Source organism: Streptomyces iconiensis (genome assembly GCF_028657195.3).
GTDB classification, from domain to species: Bacteria; Actinomycetota; Actinomycetes; order Streptomycetales; family Streptomycetaceae; genus Streptomyces; species Streptomyces iconiensis.
Genome location: NZ_JANCPR020000043.1, coordinates 58,959 through 80,528 on the forward strand (window position 1 = coordinate 58,959; position 21,570 = coordinate 80,528).

18 protein-coding genes and 1 pseudogene are annotated in these 21,570 nt (G+C 70.7%); 7 read left to right on the top strand and 12 right to left on the bottom strand.

The genetic code is table 11. The annotated features are described in order from the left end of the window. Positions 1 to 107: 107 nt before the first annotated feature. A complete protein-coding gene (locus NMN56_RS32730; RefSeq protein WP_274043905.1) occupies positions 108 to 1,013 on the bottom strand; it encodes a DUF4232 domain-containing protein in 906 nt (301 codons plus the stop codon). A gap of 386 nt (positions 1,014 to 1,399) precedes the next feature. Between NMN56_RS32730 and NMN56_RS32735 the strand changes: the two genes are divergently transcribed. Next, entirely contained in the window at positions 1,400 to 2,725 is a 1,326-nt protein-coding gene (locus NMN56_RS32735) for a helix-turn-helix domain-containing protein (protein WP_274043904.1), read from the top strand. Between the two features lie 126 nt (positions 2,726 to 2,851). Here NMN56_RS32735 and NMN56_RS32740 read toward each other — a convergent pair whose 3' ends face one another. Together NMN56_RS32740 and NMN56_RS32745 are read right to left on the bottom strand one after the other, a co-directional pair. Next, positions 2,852 to 4,135, bottom strand: a complete 1,284-nt coding sequence (locus NMN56_RS32740; protein ID WP_274043903.1) for a TauD/TfdA family dioxygenase — start codon at positions 4,133 to 4,135, stop codon at positions 2,852 to 2,854. Next, complete coding sequence (locus tag NMN56_RS32745) at positions 4,129 to 5,298, bottom strand: MFS transporter (RefSeq protein WP_280842787.1); 1,170 nt, start codon at positions 5,296 to 5,298, stop codon at positions 4,129 to 4,131. The genes NMN56_RS32740 and NMN56_RS32745 overlap by 7 nt, the downstream gene beginning before the upstream one ends. 1,056 nt (positions 5,299 to 6,354) lie before the next feature. Here NMN56_RS32745 and NMN56_RS32750 point away from each other — a divergent pair. Then, on the top strand, positions 6,355 to 7,656 hold the full coding sequence (locus NMN56_RS32750) for an alkyl sulfatase dimerization domain-containing protein (protein WP_274043901.1): 1,302 nt from the start codon (positions 6,355 to 6,357) through the stop codon (positions 7,654 to 7,656). 220 nt (positions 7,657 to 7,876) lie between these two features. After that, entirely contained in the window at positions 7,877 to 8,509 is a 633-nt protein-coding gene (locus tag NMN56_RS32755; protein WP_274043900.1) for a TetR/AcrR family transcriptional regulator, read from the top strand. A gap of 36 nt (positions 8,510 to 8,545) precedes the next feature. Here the strand turns inward: NMN56_RS32755 and NMN56_RS32760 are convergent, their stop codons facing one another. The 5 genes and pseudogenes from NMN56_RS32760 to NMN56_RS32780 form a co-directional block, all read right to left on the bottom strand. Then, positions 8,546 to 9,028 carry a hypothetical protein gene (locus tag NMN56_RS32760; protein ID WP_274043899.1) on the bottom strand — a complete coding sequence of 161 codons (483 nt, stop codon included), beginning with the start codon at positions 9,026 to 9,028 and terminating at the stop codon, positions 8,546 to 8,548. A gap of 314 nt (positions 9,029 to 9,342) precedes the next feature. Continuing rightward, positions 9,343 to 13,406 (bottom strand): annotated as a pseudogene (locus tag NMN56_RS32765) (putative T7SS-secreted protein); the annotation flags it as partial. After that, positions 13,403 to 13,975, bottom strand: coding sequence for a hypothetical protein (locus tag NMN56_RS32770; protein ID WP_274043898.1), 573 nt, complete (start codon positions 13,973 to 13,975; stop codon positions 13,403 to 13,405). The gene NMN56_RS32770 and the pseudogene NMN56_RS32765, both read right to left, overlap by 4 nt. After that, a complete protein-coding gene (locus tag NMN56_RS32775) occupies positions 13,972 to 14,370 on the bottom strand; it encodes an SseB family protein (protein WP_274043897.1) in 399 nt (132 codons plus the stop codon). Before NMN56_RS32775 ends, NMN56_RS32770 begins: the two co-directional genes overlap by 4 nt. 419 nt (positions 14,371 to 14,789) lie before the next feature. Further along, complete coding sequence (locus tag NMN56_RS32780; protein WP_430542771.1) at positions 14,790 to 15,335, bottom strand: ATP-binding protein; 546 nt, start codon at positions 15,333 to 15,335, stop codon at positions 14,790 to 14,792. Positions 15,336 to 15,529: 194 nt separating this feature from the next. Between NMN56_RS32780 and NMN56_RS32785 the strand changes: the two genes are divergently transcribed. The 4 genes from NMN56_RS32785 (at position 15,530) to NMN56_RS32800 (ending at position 19,166) form a co-directional block, all read left to right on the top strand. Beyond that, positions 15,530 to 16,375 (top strand): helix-turn-helix domain-containing protein, encoded by an 846-nt coding sequence (locus tag NMN56_RS32785; protein ID WP_274043896.1) that lies wholly within the window; start codon positions 15,530 to 15,532, stop codon positions 16,373 to 16,375. Continuing rightward, positions 16,372 to 16,560 (top strand): DUF397 domain-containing protein, encoded by a 189-nt coding sequence (locus NMN56_RS32790; RefSeq protein ID WP_274043895.1) that lies wholly within the window; start codon positions 16,372 to 16,374, stop codon positions 16,558 to 16,560. Before NMN56_RS32785 ends, NMN56_RS32790 begins: the two co-directional genes overlap by 4 nt. An 83-nt stretch (positions 16,561 to 16,643) precedes the next feature. Then, the gene (locus tag NMN56_RS32795) at positions 16,644 to 16,913 is read left to right on the top strand and encodes a DUF397 domain-containing protein (RefSeq protein WP_274043894.1); all 270 of its coding nucleotides are present in this window, start codon (positions 16,644 to 16,646) and stop codon (positions 16,911 to 16,913) included. Between the two features lie 138 nt (positions 16,914 to 17,051). Next, positions 17,052 to 19,166 carry a TerD family protein gene (locus NMN56_RS32800; RefSeq protein ID WP_274043893.1) on the top strand — a complete coding sequence of 705 codons (2,115 nt, stop codon included), beginning with the start codon at positions 17,052 to 17,054 and terminating at the stop codon, positions 19,164 to 19,166. Between the two features lie 243 nt (positions 19,167 to 19,409). Here the strand turns inward: NMN56_RS32800 and NMN56_RS32805 are convergent, their stop codons facing one another. The 4 genes from NMN56_RS32805 to crcB (NMN56_RS32820) all read right to left on the bottom strand — a co-directional run bounded on the left by NMN56_RS32805 (position 19,410) and on the right by crcB (NMN56_RS32820) (position 21,209). Further along, positions 19,410 to 19,874 carry a DUF7144 family membrane protein gene (locus NMN56_RS32805; RefSeq protein WP_274043892.1) on the bottom strand — a complete coding sequence of 155 codons (465 nt, stop codon included), beginning with the start codon at positions 19,872 to 19,874 and terminating at the stop codon, positions 19,410 to 19,412. A gap of 125 nt (positions 19,875 to 19,999) precedes the next feature. Continuing rightward, entirely contained in the window at positions 20,000 to 20,377 is a 378-nt protein-coding gene (gene crcB / locus NMN56_RS32810; protein WP_274043891.1) for a fluoride efflux transporter CrcB, read from the bottom strand. After that, positions 20,374 to 20,730, bottom strand: coding sequence for a DUF190 domain-containing protein (locus tag NMN56_RS32815; protein ID WP_274043890.1), 357 nt, complete (start codon positions 20,728 to 20,730; stop codon positions 20,374 to 20,376). The genes crcB (NMN56_RS32810) and NMN56_RS32815 overlap by 4 nt, the downstream gene beginning before the upstream one ends. After that, positions 20,727 to 21,209: a fluoride efflux transporter CrcB gene (crcB, locus tag NMN56_RS32820; protein ID WP_430542772.1), complete on the bottom strand. Its 483-nt coding sequence runs from the start codon at positions 21,207 to 21,209 to the stop codon at positions 20,727 to 20,729. The genes NMN56_RS32815 and crcB (NMN56_RS32820) overlap by 4 nt, the downstream gene beginning before the upstream one ends. Positions 21,210 to 21,570 lie beyond the last annotated feature (361 nt).

Genomic DNA, 21,570 nt, shown 5'->3' on the forward strand with positions numbered 1-21,570 from the left:
CGCTGGTCATCAGCGTCGCGGAGGAACCGCACGGGCTTCCGGGGCCCCGCCGGTCGGACGGCGGGCCGCCGGTCCCTTTCGGCGGCCCACCGAACTCGCGTGGCCCGTCAGGCGCCGCCGGTACCGGGGGACAGCGTGCCGATCTTCGGCACCGATGCCTTGCCGGTGGCGGTCACGGGGCCGCCGTTCCAGTCGACGCGGATCGAGGCCCGCTGGTCGGGCGGCGTGAGCAGCGCCGTGTCCGGGGTGACGGTCGGTACGCCGGTCATCTGCGGGTTGCTGAAGGACAGCGGAGCCCAGGCGCTCTTGCCGGGAGGGAGCGTGACGGTCCGCGCACTCCCCCCGTTGCGCTCGGGGTTCACCGAGACCTGGTCACCGTCGGAGTTGAGGAAGGCGAACCCCGGGAAGCCACGCACCGAGCATGTGCTGCCGGAGTCGTTGGTGAAGACGAGAGCGAAGTTCTCCTGTCCCGCACCCGGGTGGTTCGGGCCGATCGTTCCCTTCAGGTCCGAGGACGTGCAGGCGCCGGGCTTGCCGGAGCCGTACTGGCCACCGGCCTGGCCCGCCTGGCTGCTGCTGCCGCCCTTGACGCTGGTCGCCTCCCCCTTGGCGCCGCCGGCCGAGGCCGAGCCTGAGTCCCCCGAGCCACCGGTGTTCCCGGCCCCCTCCTGGCCGTTGCCGCCCGTACCGCCGTCTCCCGCACCCCCGGTGCCGCCCTTGGCGCCCTTGTCTCCGTGCTCGCTGCCGCTTCCGCTGCCGTGATCGCTGTGGCCGCTGTGGTCGCTCTGCGAGGAGCCCGCTGGTGCCGCGCCACCCTCGGCCTTCTGGGGCGGCGAGGCGCTGCTGTCCTTGTCGCCGCAGCCGGCCATCAGCGCGCCCGCGGCCAGTACAGCGGCGGCGGCTGCCGCCACGCGCGCCGGGCGGCCGGAACGGCGCAGGGCCGGGACAGGTACCGCGCCGGTGGTGCTCCCCTGGTCGCGGCGCCAGGTCGTCGTCTCCTCGTGCTGTGCCATGGCTTCCGTAACCCCCTTGCTCCTCGCGTCCCCGCTATCGGGCCGTACACAGAGTTCGATGGCGGGTGCTGCGGATAAGTTCACGGGGCCGGGGACTTTTTTCCGGGCAGCTGACGGGCCGGCACGTGGGGCCTGCCCCGTCGGTCGGTGGGCCTGCCCCGTCGGCCGGTTGAGGCTCAGGGGGCGTCCGCGGGGCTCGCGCCGTGTCGTGCGCCGCACGGGCGCGGGGCACGCCGCTGCGGCCGAACAGGACACGCGGCGCTATGCGTTGTGGAGTACGGGCCCGGGGGAACCACACCAGTGGCAGAGCCGTTCGGCGAGCCCGTACAGGGGCGCCGCGCGGTTCGCTCCCAGCACAGTCATCCGGCGGCCGGACGGAACGAACCATGAGCAGTGGCACCAGCAGCACCCTCACCATCGAACAGGCCACCGAGGCGTTCGCTGCCGAGGTCGCCTACTGGCGTGAGGTGCGGGGCCTCTCCAAGAAGGCCCTCGCCAAGGAGCTGGGCTATACGTCCTCCTATGTCAGTCACGTGGAGTCCGGACGCCACGGACCCAGCGAGGACTTCGCCCGCCGCGCCGACAGCGCGCTGAACGCGGGCGGTGCGATCGAACGGCGCGGACGCGAGTACGTGCAGGCGTGCGGAAGCGTGTACGGGCAGGCATGCGGACGCGGATGTGGGGCGGTCCGTGAGCAGGGGCCCGAGCCGGGGTCGGGGGCGGAACTGGCATCGGAGCCAGGGCCGGTGTCGGGGCCAGGGCCGGTGTCGGAGTCGGGGCCGGTGTCGGAGTCGGGGCCGGTGTCGGAGTCGGGGCTGGTGTCGGGGCCAGGGCCGGTGTCGGAGTCGGGGCCGGTGTCGGAGTCGGGGCTGGTGTCGGGGCCGGGGTACGGGTCCCGGGCCGAGCCCGCGTCCGGAACCGAGCCGCCGTACGCGCCCGGAACCGAGCCCCCGTACAGGCCGGCGCACGGGGAGGAGGGCGGGGCGGAACGCGCGCCCGGCGAGGTGTCCCTTGCGCGTCCGGTGGAGCAGCCGTACGCCACAGGCTCCGCGCTCGTGGTCGAACATGACGCGGCACGCCTCGACTACGACGGCACCGGATACCGGATCACGACCCGACGCCTGCTGCGCAACGTCGGCGCCGAACCCATCGCCCGCTACCTCATCCGTATCAGCGTCGACCGCTACCCCGGCAGGCCCGAGCGGTCCCACGCGCACTATCGCCGGCACCCGCTCACCTGGGCCGGCCTGGAACTGGCCGCGCGCTGTGCGGACGAGCCCATGCGGCTGGAGGCGCGGCACGACCGCGAGGCGTTCAAGGAGGTGTGGCTGCTGTTCGAGAACGCACACGGCCGTTTCCCGCTCCACCCCGGTGAATCCGTGTGGATCGAGTACGGCTACCGCGTGAGCGATCAGCAGTGGGGCCACTGGTTCCAGCGCGCCGTACGGTTGCCGACCAAGCGGCTGGAAGTGCGGCTCACCTTCCCCCGTGTCCTCGATCCGGTGTTGTGGGGCACGGAGACCTGCACCGGCGCCCGGCGGATCCCGCTGCGTACGGCGCCGCGCCACCGCGACGACCTCATGGGAGGCGGCCTGGCCGACGAGGGCACCCGTGTCTTCTACTGGTCGGTCGCCACGCCACCCCTGCACGCCCGCTACCGGCTCGAATGGCGCTTCCGCGCCGGGTCGGCGGGGGTGCCCCCGGGTACGTAGCAATGCCGCGCACAGTCGCGCACCGCCGCGTGGCAACGCCCCGCCGAGGACGGGCAGTTCGGCCCGGGCAGTCCGGCACGGACGGTCAAACATGGGCGGTCAGGCCGGGCAGTCCGGCACGGGCGGTCAGGCCGGGCGGTCTCCGAGGACGGTGACGCGTTCCATAAGGCGTGCGTGCGGGTAGTAGTCGGCGCTGGCGTAGTGCTGGGTGGCGCGGTTGTCCCAGAACGCGAGGGTGCCGGGCTGCCAGCGCAGACGGCACTGGTATTCGGGGTGGCGGGCCTGGTCGCAGAGGAACCGCAGCAGTTCGTCGCTCTCCTCCCGTGGCATGCCGTCGATGTGGTGCGTGAAGATCCGGTTGACGTAGAGCAGCTTGCGGCCGGTCTCCGGGTGGGTGCGGACCACCGGGTGCGCGACGGCGGGGAACTTCCGCTGCTGGCGGGCCAGTTCCTCCGGGCCGAGTCCCTTGCCGAAGGTCCGGGTGAAGCCGTGCACCGCGCGCAGGCCCTCCAGGCGCGTCTTCATCTCTGCGGACAGACCGTCGTAGGCCGCCGCCATGTCGGCCCACAGCGTGTCACCGCCCACGGCGGGCACCTGTACGGCGCGCAGGAGGGAGCCCATGGGCGGGGTGGCCTCGAAGGACGCGTCGGAGTGCCAGACGTTCTCCACGGCGGGCGAGTCCGCACCACGGGCGAGACGCACCACTTCGGGCACCTCGGCCTTCGGGAGGAAGGGGTGCACCTCGGGCGTGCCCCACCAGCGGGCCATGGCGCGGTGCTGTTCGGCGGTGAAGTGCTGGTCGCGGAAGAAGAGCACCTTCCACTCCAGTAGCGAGCGGTGGAGTTCCGCGCGCAGTTCCTCGGTGAGGGGCCGGGCAAGGTCAACCCCGGACACCTCGGCCCCGATGGTCGGACTGCACGGGGCGAGCCCGAACGATTCGTACGGTGCACTCGGCGCGAAGTGGCCGGTGGGGCTCAACTCACGTACGGGGGCGGCCGATACGCCGTTGTCGAACACCGGCCGTTCGTCCACGACGGCGGCGCTCGCGGGACCGGTCGCGGCGGCGGCGCTCGCGGGACCGGCGCTCGCGAAGGCGGTCACCGGGGTCGCGCTGTCGGTCGTGGCGCCCGCGTCTGTGGCGCTACCAGTAGTTGCGCGCTCGGCGGCTGCGCTGCCAGTAGCTGCGCGGCCAGCCGTTGCGCAGCCGCCTCCCGGCGCGTGGAGCGTGTGGCCTTTGAGTACCGAACTGAGCACCGCCACGCCGGTGGCTGCCCCGAGTTGGGTGCAGACGGCCAGCAGGCCGTTGCCAGCGCCGCTCTGGTGTGCGGGGACGGCGTCGTTGACGAGGTTCACCACGGAGACGAAGAACAGGCCCATGCCGAGCCCCGCCATCGCCGTCAGTGTCAGCAACTGCCAGCGTTCGTGCGGGAGTCGCGTGGGGAGAGGAGCAGCGCTGACGAGAGCAGGACCAGCGCGGCCATCAGACCGAGCCTGGGACTGTGGCGGCGCGCGAGCAGCCCGCCGAGCGGCCCTCCCAGCATGCTCATGAGCCCCTGCGGGAAGAGCCAGCCGGCCGTCGCGAAGGCCGTCAGTCCGACGCCGTACGAAATCGCACCGTGCGGCGGGGTTTGCAGCACCTGTGGCAGCAGATAGCCGAACGTTCCGATCAGCGACACCCCGAAGAAGGCCGCGATCAGGGGCGTACGCAGCGCGGGCGACGCGAGGACGCGCAGGTCAACGGCGGGCTCCGGAGTGGTGCGCTCGCGGGCCACGAAGCCGGCGAGCAGCACGGCGCCGCCCGCCAGCGTGCCGACCGTGGGGCCGGAGAGCCACCCTTCGCGCGCGCCCACGCCGACTCCGGCCAGGAGCACGGCAGCGCCGGCGCCCAGAAGCAGCGCACCGGGCGCATCGAGGCTGCGGCACTGGCGGATCGGTGACTCCGGCAGGATCAGGGCAGCGAGCGGCAGCATCACCAGTACGAGGGCCAGCAGGAACCAGAACACCCCGCGGAAGCCGAATCCGTCGACCAGCGCCCCGCCGAGGAAGGGGGCGCCCAGGCCGCTGATGCCGATACCGGTGGAGACGATGCCGAGCGCGACCGGGACCGTACGCCTGGGGAACACGTCACGGATCAGCGCGTAAGCGACCGCGAGAATGCCGCCCACGGCGCCCTGGAAGACGCGGCCGAGCAGCAGTACGGGGAGCGTGGGCGCGAGTGCGCAGAAGAGGGAGCCGACGGCGAACAACCCGCCACAGCACAGCATCATCCGCTTCTTGCCGTACAGGTCGGCGAGCCGGCCCACGAGCGGGATGGAGACGACCGCGGCGAGGTTGACTGCGGTGACGGCCTTGTCGACGTGGTCGGGGCCGAATTCACTCGCCATGGAACGCACGGCGGGGTAGACGAGGCTCAGTTCGAGCGGCGCCGTCTCGGTGAACAGGACCAGGACAACGAGTGTGGCGACGAGGCGGGCCCGGGAGTAACGGCCCTCCTCGCGCTCCGGATCCAGCCCCGGGTCCCGACCCAGCTCTCGACCTGGCTCCGGCTCCGGCTCCTCGGGGGCAACTGGCAAGCCGTCTCTGTCAGAACGCACCGAACACCTCCGTTCGATTGCGGTTGCGGTCGCTGCACGGCCCCCGGCTCGCAGCACGGAGTCCCCCCGCTCGGGCCCGGGCTCGGTGGTACTGGGGGCAGCACGGAGTCCGCGCGGGGCGCTCGGGCTGGTGCGGTGACCGGGACTTCGTCCAGACGCTGGAATTCCCGACCGCTGGGATTTCGGCCACCGGGATTCCGATCACCGGGATTCCGATCACCGGGATTCCGGTCAAGCAGGTTTCCCGGTGACTGGGACTCGGCGTCTCCCGGCGTTCCGGTTCACCGGAATCACGGCGCTGCGGGTCTGCTCCCACCGGGAGCCGAGCCCTTGTCGAACGTAAAGCAGGGTCAACGTGACCCGGGTCAACGTACCCCGGGTAAACGTAATCCGGGGTCAACTTGATCCGGGGTCAACCCAGTCCCAGATCAACGCCGTCAGGGATCGCCGCCGGACGAGATACCGCCGGAATTCCGGCGTAACTCGCTTACTCTCGCCGGGATTTCGGGGTGAGTTGCCGGTCTCCCGGACATCTGATGCGCGGGCTACAGGGATACGGGGGGCAGGGGGTCGGGGACGCGGTCGGCGCGGGGTGCGCGCTTCGGTGGCCTGGCATTCGGTCAGGGTGAGGGCTGTCTCGCGGCACGGAGCCGTGAGGAGGACGACCGTCGGGTCACCCGGCCCCGCCATGAACCGTTCGGCGGAGCCGAGCGCCTGCCCGGGTACAACCGCTCGGCGGTGGCGATCAATTGCACCCGGGTCGTCACGGTCGGACCTTCCATGTCGCGGAAGTTAGCGCGACCGAGTCAACGAAACAAGAGACATTGTGAATTCATTTTTCCCGACCTCACCGCTTGACTGCTGTACACCCGAATAAGACACTCCGACTTATACCCGCGGCGAGCCACGACGAAGCTTCGGCCCCACGCTTGCGAGGAGCTTCCGTCCGCCTTCCAGCCCCAGGTGCACGCCCGTCCGACGTAAGCGATCGGAGCGCCGACATGAACGAGTCGACATGAACGAGTGGAGAGCGGAATGACGGCAACGTCCGTACCCCCGACAGCGCCGGACAGGACCCGCGCCACCATGGGCGCGCTGTTCGACATCTGGTCCGAACCCGCAAGCCGGGCCATCGAGGTCGCACCCAGGGCGTGGTCGGTGTGCGCCGGGATCGTCAACGTAGGGGTGATCGAGACCGACGAGGGCCTGGTCCTGATCGACGCCGGCCTTCGACAGCAGGGGGAGGAACTGAGAGCCCTGGTCCGCTCGGTGACCTCGGCGCCGCTGCACACCGTGGTGTTCACCCATGGCCACATCGACCATGCCCTCGGACTCGGCCCGCTACTGGAGGAGACCGTCGAGCAGACCGGCTCCCGCCCCCGTGTGCTCGCGCACCGGAACGTACCCGCCCGTTTTGAACGCTACTTGCGCACCGCCGGCCTCAACTCCTCAGTGAATGCCCGGCAGTCCGGCGGCCCCGCCACGTGGTGGCCTACTGGTGAGCGCGACTTCGTCTGGCCCGACACCGTCTACGACGACCGCATGACGCTACGGGTGGGCGGCGAGGAGATACACCTGCGGCACGCCAAGGGCGAGACGGACGACGCCACGTGGGCGTGGATGCCGGGCAGGAAGCTGCTCGCCGTGGGTGACCTGTGGCTCGGCGTGTGTCCCAACGCGGGCAACCCGCAGAAGGTGCAGCGTTACGCCGAGGAGTGGGCGGACGCGGCGGAGGAGATGGCCGCCACCGGCGCCGAGGCGATGATCCCGGGACACGGGATGCCGGTGACGGGTGCCGCCGCTGTCCGCGAACGGTGGCTCGACGCGGCCGAACTGATCCGGCACCTCGTCGACCACACCCTCGCCGCACTCAACGCGGGGCGGACACACGAACAGATCGTGCGGAGCCTGGAGCTCCCCGAACACCTGGCGGCCAAGCCGTATCTCCAGCCGTACCACGACAGACCGGAGTTCGTCGTACGCAACCTCATCCGCCGGTACGGCGGCTGGTGGGACGGCAGGGCCGCGAACCTCCTCCCCGCCGCCACAGGCGACCAGGCCAGGGAGCTGGTCACGCTGGCAGGCGGCGCGGGCACTCTCGTCGACCGCGCGTACCGCCTCGCGGACACCGATCTCGCCCTGGCCTGCCACCTCGCCGAATGGGCCGCACTCGGCGAGCCGGACAACCCCACCGCTCACCGCTGTCTGTCCGAACTCTTCGAACGACGCTACGCGGCCGAGCCCTCCTTCCAGGCCAGAGGCATCTTCCGGGACGCGATCACCCGCTCCCAGGCCGCTCTCGACCGCCTGGGAGCGGCCGAGAACACCGCCACGTAGCGACGCGGACAAGCGGGTCGGCGGGGCGGCGGGGGCGGCGCGGTATCGGACGGCGTGCGCGTGGGCGCGCGGGTGTGGGACGCGATACCGAACAGCGGCTCCCCCGCCCACGAAGGTGTGGGACGCGATACCGAACAGCGCACCCCCACCCGCGAAGGCGTGGGACGCGGTACCGAACAGCGCGCCCCCACCCTCGGACAAGCCGTCCTAAGATGCCCGCGTGATCGTCAAGAACGGTGCGCAGCTGAGAATCCTCCTCGCCGCCGAGCGGCTGTTCGCCCAGTACGGCATCGACGGCCCGTCGCTGCGTGAGATCGGCGCCCTGGCCGGGCAGCGCAACAACTCGGCCGTGCAGTACAACTTCGGCAGCAGGGAAGGACTCATCAAGGCCCTGTACACCTACCGTCTGGCGCCCCTGAACCAGCGCCGCCTGGCCCTGCTCGACGACATCCGGACCGCCGGCCTCGAAGAGGACCCGCACGCCTTGGTGACCGCCTACGTCCGGCCGCTGGCGGAGTCCGTTCAGCGCGACCGTGGCAGCAGCTGGTACGCGCGGTTCACCAACCGCTACGTCCTCAGCGACCACATGTACACGGACACCCTCGGCAACGACTCCACCAGCGGCATCCGCGCCACCGTACGACTGCTCTCACACGCACTCGCCCACCTGCCGCAGCCGGTCCTCGACGAACGCCTGCGCAAGATGCATCTCCTGGTCACCAGCGTCCTGGCCGACCTGGAACGCCGCTACGAACACCAGGAGACGGACGACGCCCACGCGCGCCTCATAGTCGACGACCTCATCACCACGACAACCGCACTCCTCACGGCTCCGGCTCCGGCTCCGTCCTGAATCCGCGGAGCCGGGTCGTCACCAGGAGCCGTGTCGTCACCAGGGGTTCACCTGCGGCCGGCGGTTCCAGAGCCACAGGGGAGGGCGCCTTTCCATGGGGGTGAGCCAGGGGGAGAGGGTCGCTTCGTCTGTGGGGTTGTCCGGGAGGGTGTGGTGGAGGAAGCGCTGGTCCAGGGATTCGAGGGTTTCGGCCAGGGGGCCAGGGGGCCGGGGGGCGAGGTCGTGGAGGGCTTCTTCCAGGCCGGCGCGGGTGTCCAAGGCGAACAGGTAGTCGTCCAGGAGAGGGCGGGGTTCCACGTCCCCTTCCCGGGCGACGGCCTCCACCATCAGCTCCCACTCCTTCATCATCCGGAACACGGAGTGGGTGGGCTCCTTCATCTTCTCCGCGATGTGTGGGGCGACGCGGCTCTTCTCCAGCTGAAGCCGTCTGTCGTCCCGCTCCCGCACCGCCTCGGCCTCGCTCCCGGTGAGCGAGGCGAAGGCGCGTTCCGTCTGTGGCCATGCGGCGTGGTGGGGCATTCGGTGCCTTACTCCTTCAGCTGGTCCATGAAGTAGTCGTACCCGCGGCCGGGCTGCATGAAGGTCCCGTTGTCTCCCTCACGGATGATCATGGTGCCCGTCGCATCGTCCCACCAGGCCCAGCGGGGGACCCCGCCGCCTCCGTCGCGCAGACGGTGGCCCTGGCTGCCGCGCATCACGTCCTCCAGATGCTCGGCGACATCGAGGGGGTCGACTCCGGGGATCGAGCGCTGGGTCGCGTGCGCGGCGATCGTGTCGGCGACGACTCCCACGTCTCCTGACTGGCTTGAGGGGTCTTTCTGGCCCTTGTCCGCCTGCGGGCAGCTGTAGAGGCCGAGTTCGTCCGCCCAGGTCAGCGGGTTGCGCACGTAGGCGTGCTGGTTGGGCGACGGTACGAGCCCGAGGGGGTCCGCTGTCACATAACGGGCCGCTGAGGGGTCGTAATAGCGGAAGTAGTTGTAGTGCAGGCCGGTCTCGGCGTCGGCGTACTGGCCTGCGAAGCGGAGGGGACAGTATGCGGTGCCGGTGGGAGCGGGAAGGGGGGTGCCCCAGTGCGTAGTGCGGTGTTGCCAGGTGACTTTTCCGTCCGGGGAGAGCAGTTCGGCCGGGGTCCCGGTCTGGTCGGTGACGATCGCGTGGAAGCGGGGTTCCTTGACCAGGGGGTCGCGGTCGGCCTGGGCCAGCGGGCGGTGGGTGCCCGGCGCGTGGTCCCAGGTGGTCGACGTGCCGTCGGAGGTGGCCTGTTCGGCGAGGCGGGTGCCGTCCCAGGTGAAGAGGAGAGGTTCGCCGTCGGGCCCGGTCTTGGATGTGCGGCGGCCGAGGGGGTCGTAGGTGTACGTCCACTCTTCGCCACGCGGCGTCGTGGCCCGCACCAGGCGGTCTTCCGCGTTCCAGGTGTAGGTCCAGGTCCGCGACTGGCCGTTGAGGGCTTGCGGGTCCGGCGCACGAGTCGGCCGGCCGCGTCGTGCTCGTAGGTGGTGCGGCCCGCGTGCCGGACGAGGGTGCCGGTGAACTCGCGGTCGCCCTCGTCCGGGTGACCCGGCGCCGTGGCGTGGGTCTGATTGCCGGCCGCGTCGTAGGCGTAGGTCTCCGTCCAGCCGTGGGCCTGGACAGAGGTGACGCGGCCGACCGGGTCGAGCGTGAACTGCCGCGTCCCGCTGGTGAGTTCGCGGATCTCCGTGACGTAGCCGTCGGGCCTGTGCGCGTATGTGCGGTGCTGCAGCAGGTCGTGGGAGGAGGTGACGGCCTGGGTGGTCAGCCGGTTGCGGGTGTCCCAGACCTGGGTGAGGGTGACGTCCCCGACCGCGCGCGTGGTCTCACGCCCCGCCGCGTCGTGCGCGAAGGTGAGGGTGCTGCCCCCTGTGGTGAGCGCGGTGGGCCGGCCCGCCGCGTCGTACGCCCAGGTGGAGGTGTGGCCCGCTGGTGTGGTGCGGCGTACGCAGCGGTCCGCCGCGTCGTACGCGTACGACACCGTGCGCCCGTTGACCGTCTCGGCCAGGACGCGGCCCCTCGCGTCCCGCTCCAGCGTGAGCAGCGAGGCCGGGTTCTCCGCGCGGACGAGCGCTCCGGCGGCGTCGTAGGCGTATGTCGTGACCTCGTCCGCCGACTCGTCGTGCTGGGTGAGCACACGGCCCGCGGCGTCCCGCTCGTAGCGCACCGTCTCGTCCAGCGCGTTCGTCCGGGACACGAGACGGCCGGCGGCGTCGAGTGCGTATGTACGGGTGGCGCCGTTGAAGTCGGTCTCGGCGGTGAGTCGGCCCGCGGCGTCGTAGACGTAACGCCACTCGCGGCCCTGCGGGTTGGTGACGGTGGTCAGGCGCAGCTCGGTGTCGTAGGTGAAGGCGTAGTGCGCGCCGTCCGGGTCGGTGCGGGTGGCGGGGAGATCGAAGTGGGTGTGGGTGTAGCGGGTGGTGTTTCCGGCCTCGTCGGTGCGGAGGGCGAGGTTGCCCTCGCAGTCCCACTTCCACTCCTCGCGGGTGCCGTCGGGGTGTTCGCGCCAGGCGGGCTTGCCCTCGATGGTCCAGCCGTTGCGGGTGGTGTTGCCCAGGGGGTCGGTGACGGCGGTGACGCGGCCGTGCGGGCCCCGGCGGGCGTGGGTGGTGTGCCCGAGTGGGTCGGTGAGGGCGACCGGGAGGCCGGCAGCGTCGGTGGTGATGCGGGTGGTGTGGCCCAACGGGTCGGTGAGCGCGGCCAGATGGCCCGACGCGCCGTACTCGTAGCACGTCGTCGCACCGTCCGGGTCACGCGCGGAGGTGCGGTTGCCCCGGTCGTCGTAGGTGTACCGCCACACCGCGCCGCCCGGCCCGCGTATCTCCAGGGGAAGGCCCCAGCCGTCGCGTACGGCTTCGGTGACGGTGCCGTCGGGGTGTTCGACGGCGATGAGGTGTTCCTCGTCGTCGTACCTGTAGCGCGTCGTGTGCCCCGAGGGGTCGGTGACGGCGAGCCGGAGGCGGTTGGTCTCGTCCCACTCGGTGCGGGTGGTGTGGCCGAGCGGATCGGTCTCGGCGATGACCTTGTACGCGTCGTTGCACACGTATGTGGTGGTGTGGCCGAGCGAGTCGGTGTAGCGGTTGGTGCGGGACGCGGGGTCGTAGTGCATGCGGCCGGAGAGGATGCCGCCGGGGCCGATACCGCGCAGGACGCGGCCCCTGTGGTCGTAGACGTAGCCGTACGACGTGCCGTTGCGGTCGGTCCACGAGGTGATGCGGTGCTCGTCGTCGTAGCGGTAACGCAGCGGTCTGCCGGTGGAGTTGAGGACCTCGGTCAGGTCCCCCGCCTTGTCGTAGGTGTAGGAGACGAGAGCCGTGGAGCGTGCGTCACCTTCGCCGTGCAGGAGGCGGAGCCCGGTGACGCGGTGCAGGTCGGGGTGGGTGTCGACGGCGATGCGGTAGCCGCCGGAGTGGGTGATCTCCGTCGGGGTGCCGTGCGCGTCGTAGACGAACGTGACACGGTCGCCCTCGCCGGTGCGGCCGGTGATCGCCTTGAGGGCCAGTTCAGGGCCGCCGGCCGGGTGAGGCGCGAAGTGAAGGGTGCGGTTCTGCTCGGGGACGGTGACCGTGAACGTACCGTCCGGCTTGCCGTCCCAGCTCAGCGGCCAGCGCGGGCCCGAGGCCGGCAGCGTGGGCACGTCGGGTTGCGGCACCGGGTAGGTGAGGATCATGCCGTCGTCCGTGACATAGACGACGCCGCTGTCGTCGATCTCCAGACGCTGATCGAGCGTGCCCGCCCATGTGGCGCCGAACCAGCCGCCGCACGGATGCCCGGAGACGTAGTGCCGCTCCAGGACCAGGGGCAGCGCGCCGGGCAGGGACACATCGGTGTCGGACATGACCATCTCGCCCGTGGCGACGTCGATGGGCTCACCGGTGGTGGACCGGTCGTTGTTGGGGGTGTTGTTACGGTCCGGGTCCTCGTCCGTACGACCGCGCGCGCTGCCGTCCCTGCGCAGACCCCGCTCGCGGCTCGCCAGCCGCTGCGCCGCGTCCTTCGCCGCCGAACCGCCGCGCCTCAGAGCGCCCGAGCCGCCGGTGGCGAGGGCAAGCAGCAGTTCGGGGGTGAGCTGGCCTGCCGCGCGGGCGGGGTTGCGCTGCCACTCCTCCCAGTTGGTGACCGCTTTGGCGAACTCTTTCGGGTTCTCGGCGGCGTATGCGACACCGTCCGCCATGCCCGCCAGCTGGAGGCCGGCGCCACGGGGCCCGTCCTCGACCATGTACTCGAACTGCTTGAGCATGCTCAGCCCGGTGTCGCCCATGCCACCGAGGAAGTCGTTGCCCCACTTCTTCCAGCGGGGTTGGCCGGCCGGCGCGTCGGGGGCCTTCTTGCTGGCGTTGTCGAGCTTGGTCTTCGCCGCGGTCACGACGCCGTCCAGCTCTTCCTCCAGTTTGTCCAGGCGGCCGTGGCACGCTTCCATCGCGGCGACGCCCGGGTCGTTCTCCGGAGGCCGTTCGGGCAGCGGGTCGTCCCCGCGGTCATACGCCGCGTTGTACGCCTTGACCCGCTTCCAATAGCTCTTGGACATCGCCCGCGCCTCGTCCGCGTCCTCGATCAGCGGTTTGAGACGCTTGTGCACGGAACGGAGCTTGTCCGCGTAGTCCTCCAGGGCGTTCGCGGCGGACTTGAAGTGCGTCTGCGCGGACTCCAGTTCCTTGGGAAGCTTCTTCGTCGCGTCCTTGAAGCTGCGCGAACCGGCACCCGTCCAGTCCATCCACTCAAGGACGTCGAGTTGGGTGTGCCCTTCCTTGAACGCACCTGCATACGCACGGAGCTTGACGACCAGGTCGTCGATGTCCGAGGGCTTGCCGTAGATGACATCGCTGGGCTTGGCGTGCGGCGGAATCCGCTCGACTGTGCCGCCCTCTGTCGCGTCACGAGAAGTCATGCGATCGGTGCCTTCCCGCCGTCGGTGACCCAGCCACCGTCGTAGAGCTTGCGCGGATTGGTGGGCAGCTCACCGGTGCCGGAGCCGCCGTTGTCATCGAGCCAGGGCTCTTGGTAGATCTGCGGCGGCGGGTCGAACTCGGGCCTGAAGCCCTTGTCCCACGCCTTCATGCCGTTCTCGCCGAAGGGCAGCTTGGCCATGTTGTCGGCGGTCGGTGAGAAGTTCTTGATGGCCAGCAGGTCGGCCAGCATGTAGGCGGCGATGACCTGCCTGAGCGTCTCCACCACCGTGTCCGTGTGCTCCGCGAGACGCCCCATGCCGAAGCCCCAGCTTTCGAGCACCTTCTCGGCAGAGGTCACGATGTCGATCGTGGCCGCGTTCCGGATGTGCTCGGCCATCGGCTTCCAGTCGTCCTTGATCTTGCGGGCCGCGACGACGGACTCCTCCAGCGGCTTCAGCACCTTCTTCACGGAGGCGATCTCGACCTTGTACCCGTCACCCGGTTTCGGACCGCCCCCGCCCCCGCCCCCGTCGTTGGGCCCCGCGTCCTCCGCGTCCTTGCTCGTCACTCCGACCCCACCGAAGTGTCCGCGCCGCCCCGAGCGTCCGCGCCACCGTCCGCACCCGCACCGTCCTCCGCGCCCCCGGCGGCCCGCAGCGCTTCGGCGTCCAGCAGGAACGCGCGGGGACCCAGCGGGTCCACGAGCGCGCGTACGCCTTCGGGCAGCAGTTCCACCAGGTCGGCGACGGTCGTGGACGCCCACGCACACTCGCCCGCGAACAGCGCGAGCCCGGCGAAGGAGGTGAAGACCGGTACTACGGGCCCCTCCTCGGTCTCCGAGACCAAGAAGCCGGGCGATTCCGGTTGTTGAAAGTAGAGCCGCACCGAACGCGAAGCCGCGAGACGCTCCGCCGGTGACATCCGGGCGGCCGTCTCATCTCGTACAAGATCGCGCAACGACATGTGTACTCCCCCATTCCACCCGCGCCGACAACGGATGAATCATCGGGATGATTGCACACGCGCCTGACACCTGTCCGTGGGCAAAGACACTGCGTACGGGGCCGTGACGGAACGTGCGTCCGCACGTGACATGCGCGTCCGAGAGACGCGCCCGCGTTCCGCTTCCACCGCCGGGCCCCGTCTCGCGGCCTCGCCTCCCGAGTCACCTCGCCGGGTCGCCCTGCCGCCTCGCCTTCCGGCTCACCTCGCCGGGTCGCCCTGCCGCCTCGCCTTCCGGCTCACCTCGCCGGGTCGCCCTGCCGCCTCGCCTTCCAGGGCATCTCGCCGGGTCACCTTGCGGCTATGCCCCCGACTTCGCTTCGCGGCATCACCTCGCCGCTCCGCCCCGCGACTTCACCTCGCCGCTCCGCCCCGCGACTTCACCTCGCCGCTGCACCCGACGGGTCCACCTCGGCCCACACGGTCTTGCCGGGCCCCGACCGTTCGCTCACGTCCCACCGGGACGCCAGCGCCTCGACCAGGACCAGCCCACGACCCCCATCCGCTTCAGCGTCCACCTCGGCGTACACCTCCGCGTCGGCCTCCACGCCCACCTGCGCTTCGGCCTCCGTACCGGCTTCCGTGTCCGCGCCCGCGCCCGCCTCCGCTTCGACCTCCGCAGCAGAGCCCGCTTCCGGGCTCGCTCCGGCAACCCGGGGACGCCGCACCGGCAGTGCGGGGTGGGTGTCGGAGACCTCGACGCGTACGAGCCCCGTTCCCCGTTCACGCGAGAGTCGCAGCTCGAAGTCCCGGCCCGGCACGTGCCCGTGCAGCACTGCGTTGGCGCTCAGTTCGGCCACGATCAGCGTCACCGCTTCCGAGAGCGGGTCGTCGTACGCCACGCCCCAGACGTTCAGTTGGTACGCGGCCAGCCGACGTGCGAGCCGCGCGCCACGCCGCGTGGCGGAGAACCGTTGGACGAACACACTCACGGTTACGGGCAGTTGGGCCCCGGGTGCTTGCATGCGGCTCAGCGTTTCGGCTGGTCGCCGGGCTTTCCCAGGTACGGCACCCATACAGATCGAGCTGTACCAGCTCGCGCTCTGGACCGGGTGCGTAACTCCCAGTGAACATGGGTCCGTTGAGCGGGGAACGGCACCTGCACGGAAGGCACACGCCGATGACGTCCGACCACCAGGGCAACAAGCCCAGCGAACCCGAACTCTCCGACAGCCTCAAGACCTACGGGGCCGTCCTCAAAGCCCTACGCGACGAAGCGAACCTCACCCAGGAGCAGTTCGGCCCGCTCGTTCGCTTCTCTCCCCCGTACATCGCAAAGATCGAACAGGGCAAGCGGTTCCCTCCCCGCGACCTCCCCGATCGCGCGGAACAGCCTCTCGGCCCCCTCGCCGCGAAGATCCTCAAAGCCGCCGCCCGCAGCTTGAAGCGGAAGGCGGGCCTCGCTTCCTGGTTCCATGAGTGGGCTGGCATCGAGGAAGTAGCGATCACGCTGTGCGCGTACGAGTGCCGGGCGATTCCTGGACTGTTGCAGCCCGAACAGTACGTTCGCGCGCTGTCGGAGAGGCGACTTCCGCCGCTCACGGAGGCGCAGATCGACGAGCAGGTGGCCGCCCGGCTGGAACGCCAGAGGGTCCTGACCGAAAGGCCGAACACCGCCTTCAGCTTCATCATCGAGCAGTACCTCCTGGAACGGCGCCTGGGAGGCCGCGAAGTCACTCTGGCTGTGATCGATCACCTGCTAGACCTAGGCCAGCGCCGCAATGTGGAAATTCAGCTCATGCCGCTCCAACTGGAGGATCACGTCGGTGCAGATGGCCAGATGTATTTGGCGGAGACACAGCCCAACGAATGGATCGGTTACTTTGAAGGTCACGAGAGCAGCGCTCTGCTAACCGACCCCAAGGTCGTCAGTTCCATGCTCCAGCGCTATGGCAAGATGCGCTCGCAGGCCCTGGATCATCGAGCAACGGTGAGCCTGCTGAAGCAGATGCGAGGAGCGCTATGAGCACCGAACTGGACTGGCACAAGAGCAGCTACAGCGGCAGTAGCGGCGACAACTGCGTCGAGGTCGCGATGCGACCCGACACCGTCCACGTACGCGACTCCAAGGACACCGGCATCAGCCCGCTCACCGTCTCCCCCACCGCGTGGGCGGTCTTCACGGCTCACGCCGCAGGTAGCAACATGTGAGGTGCCGACCCGCACACCTGGCTGGGGGCGGCACCACGCCAACTGGCCGCCCCGGCCAGGGTGAAGCGGAGGCGGGCAGTGCCATGGAAGCTGAACTGAACTGGCACAAGAGCAGCTACAGCGGTGGGCAGGGCGACAACTGTCTAGAGGTCGCCATCGAACCACTCACCACCGAGCGGACGTGGCACAAGAGCAGTCACAGCGGCAGCGGCGGTGACAACTGCGTCGAGGTCGCCGTACGGCCAGGGGCGGCGGTCCTCGTCCGGGACTCCAAGGACATCGGCGTCAGTGCGCTCCGGGTCTCCCCCGCCGCGTGGCGGGCGTTCGCACAGGCGGTGGGCCGGAGTCTCTGAGCGAAAAGCCGTCGTGCATGGCCAGGTCAGGCGGTTCACCGGCCGCGAGTGAAGCCGGAACAGGTACATGTCGGACAATTCTCCGTAATAAGTGAAGCAGCTTGAAGGTGGCGGTGATGTCGGCTCATCCTTGCCCGCATGCGCCTCACCTCCTCCTCCGCCTCGCCCGCTGACATAGCGAACTCCGCACCGGTTCTGTCCGGTTCCTCTCCCGACGCGTCCGGGTATGCGCACGACTGGGCGCTGGTGGACGTGGAGACGTCGGGGCTGGTGGCGCGGCAGGATCGGGTGCTGTCGTTGGCTGTGATCACGGTGGGGGCCGACGGGGAGCGGACCGGAGAGTTCTCGACGTTACTGAATGCCGGAGTCGACCCGGGGCCTGTGGAGGTGCACGGACTGACGGCGGAACGGCTGCGCGGGGCACCAACGTTCGCGGAGGTCGCCGGACAGGTCGCGGCGATGCTGGAGGGCCGCGTACTGGTGGCGCACAACGCGCAGTTCGACTACGACTTCCTCGCGCACGAGTTCGCGCGCGCTTCCACGTGGCTGCCGGTGGCCCGGCGCTTGTGCACGCTGGCGCTGAGCCGCCGGGTCGATCCGCCGACCGAGGACCTGCGGCTGGGCACGTTGGCCGCGTACTACGGCGTACCGCAGACGCGTGCGCACGACGCGCTGGACGACACCCGTGTGCTGGCCGGGGTGTTGCGGGCCTCGCTCGACGAGGCGGAGCGACTCGGGTTGCCGTTGCCCTTTGTGTCGTGCCCTCCCCGGCAGGACCCGGCGTTCGCGCCGCAGCCGCCGAAGACGCCATGCGCGTACGGCAATCCGGGGCGGCTTGCGCCAGGTGGCCCGTTGGCGCAGGGCATGAAGGTGGCGATCACGGGCGCGACGGCCACGTCCCGCGCGGAGTTGGTCGCGCGGTGTGTCGCGGCGGGGCTCAACGTGGTGGGCTCGGTCAGCCGCCACACCAGCGTGCTGGTCACCAACGACAGTTCGGCAGGTTCGGCGAAGGCCCGCCGTGCCCGCGCCGAGGGCGTGCCGGTCATCGACGAGGCCGCACTGCTGCGACTCCTTGAGGACGTGCGGCCGGGCGCCCCGCTCGAAAACGCCGCCGCGCCACCTGCCGTCCCGCTCACCGCTGCGCTCGGCACCCCGACCGCCTCTCCGCCCGCCTCCACACTCGCCGCTCCTGCGGCGCCCTCGCCGCCGACACCCGTACCGGCCGGTGTGCCCGAGCCGGCCGACGTCCCCGAGCCGACTGGCGTCCCCGAGCCGACCGACGTCCCAGAGCCCAGGGGGCCCGAGCCCGTGGGGGCCGAGTCGCCGGTTTCCGCACCGGCTCCGGCACCGGCACCCCCACGCGTCCCGGCCGCCCCCGCCCCCGTACGGGACTCGGGAACCGCTCCCGCGTCAGGAACCGCTCCCGCGAAGGGCCCCGCCCCCGTATGGGGCAGCCCGCTCGCGGCCCGTCGCGTGCTCGTCGTCGGCGGCACACACGGTGCGGCGGCCCGGGCGCGTTCGCGGATAGTGGAGTTGGGCGGCGCAGCGGCGATCAACCTGTCAGCGAGCGTGACGGACGTCGTCGTACTCACCGACGGCGAGACCGACCGCCGCATGGCGCGGATCGCCGCGCTGGAGATCCCCACGTACGCGGCGGAGTGGCTGGACGCACCCGTCGTCCCGCACGCCGTCCGGCCCGTCCTGGCGCGGCGGGAGCCTCTGGTGTTGCCGCGGGGCGGCGTCTTCGACCTGCCGCCGGCCGGACCGGGGCAGGGGGTCGTGTGGCAGGTGGGGGCCAGTTGGGCGCAGCGTACGGCGTGCGAGGTGGATCTGGTCGGCTTTGTGCTGGACGGCGACGAACAGGTGTCCTGCGACGCGGACTTCGTCTTCTACGGCGCTCCGGAGAGCCCGGACGGCAGCGTGCGGCTGCTCACCGACGGGCCGACCGAGCAGACCTTGACGGTCGATCTGGCGGTACTGCCGCCGGGGGCGCGCCGGGTGGTGGTGGCAGCGGCCATCGACGGGGAAGAGGTCACCTTCGGCGACATCGGCGCCGTACAGGTCACCGTCGCTCCCGGCGGCCGGGCCAGACCGCTGGCGCAGGCGGCGCTGGACGCGGCGACGACGGAACGCACCCTGCTGCTGGCCGAGTTGTACCGCCGGGGACCCCTGTGGCGCTTCCGTGCCGTGGGGCAGGGCTACGACCACGGTCTCGCAGCGCTGGCCGAGGAGTACGGCGTGAACGTCGGCTGACGTACGGCGGTGACGCGAGCGCGGCGGCCCGCTCCGGCCCCTTCGGTCCAGCCTTTTCGGTCCGGCGCCTTCGGTCCGGCCACGCAAGCCCCGCGAAGTTCGCGCGGCTGCGCTCGGGCAGGTACCCAGGCCGGGGGCCGCCTCGTAGGGGGAGGGGAGACACCGGCACCCTTGCCCACATGGGGCGGGCCGCCGATGAGGTGGATCACGCGCAGAGGCTACGCGCAACGCCGAACCCCCGCCTCAGCGCGGATCGGTGCGGCTGAGGCTCGTGGTGAGGGACCAGATGACGAAGAGCGCGATGACGATGGCGATGACCGCCCAGACCGGCTGGTACGGCAGCCACATGAAGTTCGCGACCATCACCAGTACGGCCATCACGGTGCCGGTGATGCGGGCCCAGGCGATGCCCTGGAGGATGCCGATGCCGGTCAGGGCCACCACCACACCGAGTACGAGGTGGACCCAGCCCCAGGTGTGGATGTCGAACTTGAACATGTAGTCCTCGCCCACGGCGCCGTACACGTCGTCGGTCGCGATGCCTGAGATCCCCGTGAGCATCCCGAACACGCCGGTCACCAGGAGCAGGACTCCGGCGAACATCGTTCCGCCGGACACCCACACCTCCGTCTCGTCCTCCGGCACGGGCGTGGTGTGCCCCTGGTGGTCCGTTACGGGCCCGAGCTTCTCGTCCGTGCTGTCGTGCATGGGCCACCTCCCGGTCGCTGCCTCCGAGAGTGGCGCCGCGCGTCCGGAGGGGGCGAGCGAACGGGGGCCATTCGGGTGGCCTCCCGGTCCCCGTTCCACGGTCGCGCCAGGGTTGCCGTCGTCGGCTAGGCCCCCCACACCGCCTGCGCCAGCACGACTCCGGCGTAGGCGGCGCCCAGGCCGGCGACGATGCTCGCGGCGACGTTGACGAGGGCGTAGAACTTGGTGCCCTCCTCGGCGAGGCGCATCGTCTCGTAGGAGAAAGTGGAGTACGTGCTCAGGGCGCCGCACAGGCCGGTTCCGAGCAGGAACTGGAGCTGTGAGGAGGCCGCTCCGGCCAGCGCCGCGCCCGTCACGGCACCCAGGATCAGGCAGCCGGCGACGTTGACGAGGAACGTGCCCCAGGGGAAGACGGAGTCGTGCCGGGACTGCACCGCGCGGTCGGTGACATAGCGCAGAGGGGCGCCGACGGCGGCGCCTGCGATGACGAATACCCAGCTCACGCGGCGTCCTCCTGCTCCGTACCGCCCATGGGGCGCAGGACTTCGACCTCGTCGAGGACCACCAGAGCCTCCCGCGTCAGTTCGTCGATGCGCGGCAGGAAGGCACGGACGCGCTCCTCGGTGTCAACGATCACCACGGCGACGGGCAGGTCCTCGCTGAGGGAGAGCAGCCGCGCGGAGTGGATCAGGGAGGAGGCGCCGAAGCCCTCGACGCCCCGGAAGACGCTGGCACCCGCGAGACCGGCCTCGTGGGCCCTGTGGACGATCTCCGTGCAGGCGGGCCTGTGCCCGTGCTGGTCACTCTCGCCGAGGAACACCGTCAGGCGCAGAGCGTTTCCGTGCGGCCTCGTCATCGTGACCTCCAGGCGAGCGCGCGCCGGGTCAGTACGGCCGCGGTCCATACGGCTGCCAGCGCTGCCAGCAGGGTCAGCCCGAGGTAGGCCAGGCCGATTGCGATCCGGCCCGTGTCCAGCAGGCGCTGGATGTCGACCGCGTACGTCGAGAACGTGGTGAAGCCGCCGAGCACACCGGTGCCGAAGAACGGCCGTACGAGGCGGTGCGCCGCCCACGCCTCGGTGACGAGGACGAGGAACACGCCGATGACGGCGCATCCGGTGACGTTCACCCACAGGGTCGTCCACGGGAAGCCGCCTGGCGGGGTGGGCCACACGAGGGAGGCGCCATAGCGGGCACAGGCGCCGAGTACCCCGCCGACGGCCACGACGCCGATGACGGGCGACTGCCCGCGCCAGGCATGCGGGTTGGGGGCACCTTCCGGCCGAAGGCTGGGGGAAGGACCCGGGGCGAAGGCCACGCCGAGATCCGGGTCCATGGGTTCATCGGCCTCGCGGTCATCGGTCTCGCGGGGCCCTGGAAGCCGTTGCACACTTTCTCCTACTCGCCGGGCGCCCGGACACGGGCGCACACTCTCGCAAGCAGGGACCGTTGGCGGCACGACACCGCGGTTCGGGTACGGCAGGCCCCTCCGCCGCCCGGCGCACTCAGATGCACCGTTCCTCCAGGCTAACCCCACCCCTCGAACGGGGCTCGTCCGGTCCAGGCAAGGGGCGGGCACCCCCGCCCTCAGGGGCGCGAGGAACTGCGCGACAAGCCACAACGGTCTGCAGCCCGCAAGGCACACACAGACCCACCCCCTCCCCGCGCACCCGCACCCGGACGAGCCCCGTTCGAGG

What these genes read in the sequence shown, in the direction of transcription:
- crcB (WP_430542772.1), bottom strand. Translation starts at nt 21,209, where the DNA reads ATGGACCCGGATCTCGGCGTGGCCTTCGCCCCGGGTCCTTCCCCCAGC.
- NMN56_RS32735 (WP_274043904.1), top strand. Translation starts at nt 1,400, where the DNA reads ATGAGCAGTGGCACCAGCAGCACCCTCACCATCGAACAGGCCACCGAG.
- NMN56_RS32790 (WP_274043895.1), top strand. Translation starts at nt 16,372, where the DNA reads ATGAGCACCGAACTGGACTGGCACAAGAGCAGCTACAGCGGCAGTAGC.
- NMN56_RS32785 (WP_274043896.1), top strand. Translation starts at nt 15,530, where the DNA reads ATGACGTCCGACCACCAGGGCAACAAGCCCAGCGAACCCGAACTCTCC.
- NMN56_RS32815 (WP_274043890.1), bottom strand. Translation starts at nt 20,730, where the DNA reads ATGACGAGGCCGCACGGAAACGCTCTGCGCCTGACGGTGTTCCTCGGC.
- NMN56_RS32750 (WP_274043901.1), top strand. Translation starts at nt 6,355, where the DNA reads ATGACGGCAACGTCCGTACCCCCGACAGCGCCGGACAGGACCCGCGCC.
- NMN56_RS32760 (WP_274043899.1), bottom strand. Translation starts at nt 9,028, where the DNA reads ATGCCCCACCACGCCGCATGGCCACAGACGGAACGCGCCTTCGCCTCG.
- NMN56_RS32795 (WP_274043894.1), top strand. Translation starts at nt 16,644, where the DNA reads ATGGAAGCTGAACTGAACTGGCACAAGAGCAGCTACAGCGGTGGGCAG.
- NMN56_RS32800 (WP_274043893.1), top strand. Translation starts at nt 17,052, where the DNA reads ATGCGCCTCACCTCCTCCTCCGCCTCGCCCGCTGACATAGCGAACTCC.
- NMN56_RS32775 (WP_274043897.1), bottom strand. Translation starts at nt 14,370, where the DNA reads ATGTCGTTGCGCGATCTTGTACGAGATGAGACGGCCGCCCGGATGTCA.
- NMN56_RS32805 (WP_274043892.1), bottom strand. Translation starts at nt 19,874, where the DNA reads ATGCACGACAGCACGGACGAGAAGCTCGGGCCCGTAACGGACCACCAG.
- NMN56_RS32730 (WP_274043905.1), bottom strand. Translation starts at nt 1,013, where the DNA reads ATGGCACAGCACGAGGAGACGACGACCTGGCGCCGCGACCAGGGGAGC.